Source organism: Synechococcus sp. R60.1, from assembly GCF_047461835.1.
In the GTDB taxonomy this organism is placed as follows: Bacteria; Cyanobacteriota; Cyanobacteriia; order Thermostichales; family Thermostichaceae; genus Thermostichus.
The window spans coordinates 1-6,959 of sequence record NZ_JANSIA010000120.1; the positions used below are offsets into that span (position 1 = coordinate 1).

General features: G+C 59.9%; 6 protein-coding genes. All 6 read right to left on the reverse strand.

What is annotated here, in order from left to right; all coding sequences use genetic code 11:
• The coding region (locus NW834_RS12920) for an RNA-guided endonuclease InsQ/TnpB family protein (RefSeq protein ID WP_414426338.1) at positions 1-683 on the reverse strand (683 nt) is incomplete at its 3' end.
• Positions 684-818: 135 nt separating this feature from the next.
• On the reverse strand, positions 819-1,301 hold the full coding sequence (sufU, locus tag NW834_RS12925) for a Fe-S cluster assembly sulfur transfer protein SufU (protein WP_011434254.1): 483 nt from the start codon (positions 1,299-1,301) through the stop codon (positions 819-821).
• 167 nt (positions 1,302-1,468) lie between these two features.
• Positions 1,469-2,647, reverse strand: coding sequence for an NAD(P)/FAD-dependent oxidoreductase (locus NW834_RS12930; protein ID WP_414419032.1), 1,179 nt, complete (start codon positions 2,645-2,647; stop codon positions 1,469-1,471).
• Positions 2,644-3,471 carry a sulfurtransferase gene (locus NW834_RS12935; RefSeq protein ID WP_414419031.1) on the reverse strand — a complete coding sequence of 276 codons (828 nt, stop codon included), beginning with the start codon at positions 3,469-3,471 and terminating at the stop codon, positions 2,644-2,646. The genes NW834_RS12930 and NW834_RS12935 overlap by 4 nt, the downstream gene beginning before the upstream one ends.
• 38 nt (positions 3,472-3,509) lie before the next feature.
• Positions 3,510-5,591, reverse strand: coding sequence for a tetratricopeptide repeat protein (locus tag NW834_RS12940; protein WP_414419030.1), 2,082 nt, complete (start codon positions 5,589-5,591; stop codon positions 3,510-3,512).
• Between the two features lie 188 nt (positions 5,592-5,779).
• Complete coding sequence (cobM, locus tag NW834_RS12945) at positions 5,780-6,580, reverse strand: precorrin-4 C(11)-methyltransferase (protein ID WP_011434250.1); 801 nt, start codon at positions 6,578-6,580, stop codon at positions 5,780-5,782.
• Positions 6,581-6,959 lie beyond the last annotated feature (379 nt).

Sequence of the window (6,959 nt, forward strand, 5' to 3'; positions counted from 1 at the left end):
TTGTTGCTGAACTTGACTTTGCGGGAGAGCGCTTGCTGTGCCTTGCGCAAGCGCGCCTCGTGCCGCTTGAAGCTGTTAAGGGGGGCATAGAACGAGCCGTCCGACAGCGTGGCAAAGCGGGTGATGCCCATATCTACGCCTACCGCACCGCCGGTTGGAATCGGCTGCTCGACCTCTCGCTCAGTCTGAATCGACACAAACCACTTGCCGCAGGACTGGCTGACGGTGACGTTCTTCACCGTACCCAGCACTTTTCGGCTGTTGCGGTAGCGCAGCCAGCCCAGTTTGGGCAGGAAGATGCGGCTATTGGTCTGATCAAGCTTGATCTGCTTCGGGTCGGGATAGCGGAAGCTGTCGTGCCGGCCCTTCTTCTTGAACTTTGGGAAGCCGGCGCGCTTGGCAAAGAAGTTGGCGTAAGCCCGCTCCAAATCCTGGAGCGCCTGTTGCAGCGGGTGAACCGGCGCATCGCCCAGCCACGCCGTCTCTGTGCTATTGCGCCATTCAGTGAGCAGCTTGCACAGCTCGGCGTAGCCAAGCTTCTTCTCGCCACACTCGTAGCGTTCTTTCTGTAACGCCAGCGCCTTGTTGTAGACGAACCGGCACGAGCCAGCGAAGCGGCGCATGAGTCGCACCTGCTGGCCGTTGGGCAGCAATTCGTACTTGAAGGCTTGAAGTCGTTGCATCGCTCAATCGTATTCTTGGCCTATGCGTGATGACAACGATATTCACATGGCCGGCACTGCGTTTTTAAAGGGCGTCGGCTACGGTCGGCGCTATCCTTCCCCGCCCTGAAGGACGGGGCTTGCCGCGCCTTTTGGTCAGTCGGTGTTTTCGTTGCTCACAAAGGCCGACCCATTGGCCTGGGGTTCGGGCGATTCCAGCGCGTATTTGAGCGCATGCCAGGCCAGGTTGGCGCATTTGATGCGCACTGGAAATTGGGCTACCCCTTTCATGGCGTTCAAAGCCCGTTGCTCCCGCGGGAACTCTTCGCCACCGCGCATCATGGCTTGGAAGCGCTCCACCAACTGCAGAGCTTCGGGGATGGTGCGCCCCCGCACCGCATCCGCCATGAGATCGGCAGAAGCCAGGGCAATGGCACAGCCTGCCCCCTCGAATTTGATATCGACAATCCGCTCCTGGCTGGGATCCAGTTGTAAGGTGAGGTCGATGGTGTCGCCACAGGAGGGGTTGTGGCCACGTTGGTGGCGGTGGACGGGATCCACTCTGCCGAAGTTGTGGGGCTTTTTGTACCGCTCCAGAATGACTTGCTGATAGAGTCCGCGCAGGTTATCTAGAGGCATTGTTGCTCCTGGTTGGTCGCTGCTCTGGCCGGTCGGCAAAAGTCGACCCGCTCATAGCCCATTGCCGCCGGGAATAGCCATAGTTCTCAGATATTCAGGATTTGGGAAGCGAGCCCGACCTGGCCCATCTGGTTTTGATCTTAACCCCGTTCTTGGTAGAGCTTGAGTCAGTAGAAAAACTCCTGCCAGCGCAGGGGCTTAAGTTTGCGCATGTACAGCCAATCAAAAAAGTTCTTCAGCACCGTGGCTGAATAGCCGCGCCAGACCAGCCTGCCTTTCTCGGCAACGGCAACGCGGTTCCCCACCGTTACACAAACAAAAACCGTGGCCTGCGGTCGGTAGGGGATCAGAGGTTGGCCGCGGATGAGCCGCAGCAGGTTTTGGGCTGCAATTGGCCCCTGGCGCACCGCGTACACGCCGATCTTGGGCAAGAGGCGGGATCCCCAAACAAAGTCAGCGCAGTCCCCCACCGCCAAGATGTGCTCTGAGCCTTGCACCCGCAGGTATTTGTCCACGAGCAGGGATCCCGTCGGCCCTGTCGGCAAGCCGCAGGTGCTCAACCAGGCCGGCGCCTGGAAGCCACCTGCCCACAGGCGGGTCTGAGCTATCAACTCGGTGCCATCCGAGAGCCACACGTGCTCCGGCCCAAAGGCTTTCACCTGACATCCGGCCCAGATTTCCACCCCCAAGCGGCGGATTTCTCTTTCCACCGCCCGGCGGAAGTGTTCTGAGAAACCCTCCACCAGATGGGCCTGGCGATGGATCAGGATCAGCCGGGCTTGAGCCAAGGGGATCCCTGTTTCTGCGCTCATTTCCCGGCAAAGATCGTAGAGTTCCCCCATCAGCTCTGTGCCGGTACAGCCTCCTCCCGCCACCACAAAGGTCAGCAGGCCCGGCGTCCGATCCCCCTGGGCTGCCCGTTGCCAGCACTGCCGGATCCAGGTTTGGGCGGCCACCAATTGTTCTGCCGGTCGAATGGTAAAGGCATGTTGGATCCCATCAATGGTGCGCAACTCCCGGCCCACATTCACCAACAGATAGTCGTAGGCAAGAGTTTGGATCCCGGCTTCACTCTCCAGGGTCAGGGTTCGAGCTTCGGGTTGGATGTGGGTGACTCGCCCCGGCAAAAACTGGGCGCCGTTGGCTTGAATATGCTCCAGCAAAGGGATCCGCACCAGCTCCAGAGAAAACCGACCACTCAGCAGCCGCGTGGACATGCCTGAATTAACACTGTAGGGATAGGGGTTGATGGCGATCACCCGTGCCTGCCCTTTGAGCGCCCGCAAGGCGTCGATGGCTCCATAGCCACATCCGGCCAAGATCACAGTGGGCAGGGATCCCCTCATGGCTGGAGCGGGAACCGCTGGGGATCCCCGGCCGCCCATTCCAGGATGGAACCGGAATAGCTTTTGGCCTGCCGGCCCACGTGGGTTAAAACCACCGTGACCCAAGCGGCGCGAACCCCAGCTGTGCAGTAGGCAATGATCTCGGCTTCCGGAGGGATCCCGGCTTTTTGCAGGCGGGCGTGAATTGCAGCGGGCGGCAACAGGGATCCCGCCGCATCCATCAGCTCCTTGTAGTAGAGATGCACAGCACCGGGGATGTGCCCACCGCGCGCCTCACCATAGGGGGTGGCTCCCTCGTATTCTTGGGCTTCGCGACTGTCGAGGATGGCCACACGGTCGGAGCCAAGGCTGGCCCGCAGAGTGTCCCGGTCGATGTTCCACCGGTCGGTTCGCCGCACTACAAAGTCGCCCCGTTGCAGTTCGTCGGCGCTTTGTCGGGTTGTGGTCAGCACTCCCTCCTTCACCAGGGCCGGATAGCCCCCGTCCACCATGACTGCCTGGGGATGACCCAAGCTGCGCAACATCCAAACCATTCGTCCATCTTCTCCCCAGCCCCGCAGCGGATCGGCCACCACCACCACCGGACGCTCCCGAAACACGCCAATGCCTTGCAGCTTTTCGGTGAGAAGGGCATCATCTGCCAACAGCTTGCCGCTGTTTGCAGCCTCTGGTTGAGTAAACTCCGTCCAGTTCACCGGAATTGAACCCTTCAGGATCCCGTCGGCTTGCAATTCCGCACTGCGTGCATCCAGAAGCGTTGCCCCTTGTTGGATGAGCTGGATGGCGGTTGCAGGGCTGACCACCCAACCTGGCGTTGGTGTCATGGGTTGAGAGAACCTTAACTGGAAGATCCTATCCCACCTTACGGGACGAGTAGGCCGGTATGGGCCTCTTCCATCTGTTTGGAGAGAAGCCGTTGCAGGCTCACTCTGGCTTCGGAGAAGTTGGGAGCGATTTCCAAAGCCGAGCGAAAGTGTTCAATGGCCTGCTCCAGCTTGCCTTGGCGGGCAAGGATGGATCCCAGACGATAGTGAGCTGCTCCATAGCTGCCATTGCTGCGAATGGCCCGTCGATAGCTGGCCTCCGCCGAGGTTAGATCCCCCTTGATGCGCGCCACTTCGCCCAGGCCAAAGTGAGCTTCCGGCAACTCTGAATCTCCTTGGAGGGCCTGTTCAAACTGCTGCATAGCCTGCTGCAACTGTTGGGGCTGGATGAACTTGCGCCCAGAGGCATCCCGTTGTTTGGGCCCCAAGTAGGCTAGGCCAGTGGCGGCCATCGCTGCGTGCAGATCGGGGGCCAGCTCCAAAGCCCGCCGGTAGTTCTTGATGGCTTCGCTGTATTGCTCTTGGCCTGCCAACACCAGACCCAAACCGTAGTAGGCGCGAGCCTGCTGTCTTTTGAACTGGCCATTGAAGATCACCTGGCTGAACTCCTGGCTGGCTTGAGCCAGATGACCTGCATGCACCATTGCCAAACCCAGATCCACCCGCACACCGGCTGCCAACTCAGGAGCGAGATCCAGGCTGAGGGCAGTTCGGAAGGCTGCGATTGCCGCTTTTAGCTGTCCTTTGCGCATCAGCGCTTGTCCCATCACGGCGTGGGCCAGGCCCAGGCGATCATTCAACTCCAAAGCAGCCCAACAGGAATCGATGGCCTCGTCCCATTGCCCCAGCTTGAGGCGAACTTGAGCAACGCAAAGATGGGCCTCGCTGAAGTGGGGATCCAACCCCAGGGCCTTTTGTTGCTGGGCCAACGCTTCTGCCCAGTTGCCCTTCTCTGCCCAGGCTTGGCCGAGCAGGCTGAAGATCTCGGCTTGAGCGGATCCCTGGGTGAGGGGCAGCGCTTCGGGCAAATGGATCAAGACTTCATGCGGCTGATGCTGGGCCAACCACTGCCGCGCCAGGGCCTTCAGGGTTTCCACCAGGTGGGTGTTGATGCCGCTCCAGTTCGGGTTCAGGCGTTTGGCCTGTTGGTAGTGGCTCAATGCCTCCTGCAGTCGGTTGGTTTTCGCCAACAGATGGGCCAGCTCAACGTGGGCCTCGACATGATTCGGCTGTTGCCGCACGGCCTCCCGAAACCGCTCCACCGCCTCAGGCATTGGATTGGCCTGTAAAAAGGACAGCCCTTCTGTAAAGGGATCCTGGGATCCCTCCCGCTCAAAGGTGTTGATGGCACGCCGGCCTTGCCAACCCAGCCAGCCCCCCCCTGCAGCCAAGATCAACAGCGGGATCCCCAGCCCCAGCGATCTGGCTCGGGCAGGAACATCGGCTTGCCCAAAAGAGCGCACCACCAACCCAGCCCCCAGCAGGAGAGACAAAGCCAGAGCTCCCCCCAAGAAGGGCCTTAGAGCAGGCCTGTGCAACCATTGATCAAGTGTCGGAAAGTTGGCCAGAACGTCGATAGGAGAACTGGGGCGAGCAGTTGTAGGCAGAGGGGTCGGGATCCCGTCTTGGGAAGGGGCATGGCCAACCGAGGCCTGGCTTGGAGCCGCTTCTGGCCAGCGCTCTTTCTGAATTTTGGGAACCGGTGCCCCCAGAGTTTTAACTTTGCGAAAATCGGAGTTGTGGTCGGGATCCACAACAGGTTTTTGGGCCTCCAGCACCTTGATCTCAGAAATCTTGGTGCCCGGTAATACAATCTGCGTGGCATCGGCACTGCTTTCCCCAGAGGACAAGTAGAAGACTTTTTTCCACTGCGGCTGTGTTTCCCCCTGAAGCCGACCGTACACCACCAGTTGGCTAACTCCCTGCACAGGCAAGCCCCCCAATTGGCTGGCAACTCGATGCAACACCATAGAGCGGCTAAACATCCCCTGCCGTGGGAGATCCACCATGAGGTAAAGGACATCTTGCTTCAGGGCCGAACGGGTTGGCAGGGGGGCCAGGGCCTTCTGCAGAGCCTTGATCAGGGTTTCCACGCTGCGAGCAGCAGATGAGCCAGCCATAAAGTTAGAGTTCGCAAAGTTAAGTTAGAGAGTGAAAAAATGGTCTTGTAACAACTCCAATCCAAGAGGGATCCACTTCTCTCGGCAAAAACGAGTACCCCCTCGCCAGAAGTCAAGGCCTCTGACCTCATCTTGCTGCCTCATTGTGCTCAATCTGCCGGAGTCCGTCAATATACTGAAAGAGCCTGTTACAAACGGGGCTGCCGGCCCATTCTGGGACGGAAGAGGTGGGTGTGGTCAGGGCTGTAGAGCCGCGAGCGGGCAGATCTGGAGCTTGACAAGCCTTTCAAGGCAGGGCTGACGAGATAGAGCACTGTGCGTTCTAAGCCGGCTTGCCGGGTGAGGGCGGCCATCTCGGCCAGGGATCCCAGCCAGATCTGTTCGTCCGGCCAACCCAAGCGATAACAAACGGCAACCGGGGTATCGGCGGGGTAGTGAGCCAGCAGATCTGCCTGCGCTTGTTCTACGTGGCGGGCGCTCAGATATAGACACAAAGAGGCGCGGTGGGCTGCCAGACTGGCCAGGGCTTCTGCTTCCGGTACCTGGGTGCGACCGCTGGCGCGGGTGAGGATAATCGTCTGTACCAACTTGGGTATGGTCAACTCCACCTGCAAACGGGCGGCTGCCAATTGAAAGGCGCTTACTCCCGGCACGATCTCAAAAGGGATCCCTGCCTCCGCCAGCCGGATCAGCAGCTCGTGCAGAGCGCCGTAAAGGCAGGGATCCCCATCCTGCAGCCGCACCACCCGCCGCCCCGCCTTGACCCGTTCCACAATTTGCGGCAGCAGCGTTTCCAGCGTGAAGGAGCGGGTGTCAATGGCCTCAACCCCAGGGCGACAATGGGCCAGCACTCCCTCTGGCACCAAAGAACCTGTGTAGAACACTACATCGGCTTCCGCCAGCAGTCTTTGCCCCCGCAGGGTAATCAGCTCCGGATCCCCGGGGCCAGCCCCGACAATGTAGACAGGCCACGACGTCGGTTCGCGCATTTGCTTGCTTCCTACCCCTTCAAGGGCCTCTTTGAAGATCCCTTTTCCAAAGTCTTTTCAAACTGGATTCCAAGGGAACTTATCTGGAGGCTCAAGCATGCAAGATCACGACAGGCACTCGCATCCCATCTTAAGGTACGTTCGGGAAGACTATTATCCCTACGTTGTTTTACCCCAGCCGATTGCTCTCCTCCTGAGGGGGCCAGATCTCCCACCTTGCCCGCCGGAGCCTGAGCCGCCACAGATGCCTGCCCGTCCGCTGGAGCCGGAGCCGCCACAGATGCCGGAGCGCCCAACGGAACGTAAACTACCCGGCCCTGACTGCTTCGCAGTACAGGGCGGGCTTTCGGTAGCCCTGCAGTTGGCAAGCCAACCACGG

Bases quoted from the DNA above. Each gene is read 5' to 3' on its own strand.
- sufU (WP_011434254.1), bottom strand. From the start codon at position 1,301: ATGCCTCTAGATAACCTGCGCGGACTCTATCAGCAAGTCATTCTGGAG.
- NW834_RS12940 (WP_414419030.1), bottom strand. From the start codon at position 5,591: ATGGCTGGCTCATCTGCTGCTCGCAGCGTGGAAACCCTGATCAAGGCT.
- NW834_RS12935 (WP_414419031.1), bottom strand. From the start codon at position 3,471: ATGACACCAACGCCAGGTTGGGTGGTCAGCCCTGCAACCGCCATCCAG.
- NW834_RS12930 (WP_414419032.1), bottom strand. From the start codon at position 2,647: ATGAGGGGATCCCTGCCCACTGTGATCTTGGCCGGATGTGGCTATGGA.
- cobM (WP_011434250.1), bottom strand. From the start codon at position 6,580: ATGCGCGAACCGACGTCGTGGCCTGTCTACATTGTCGGGGCTGGCCCC.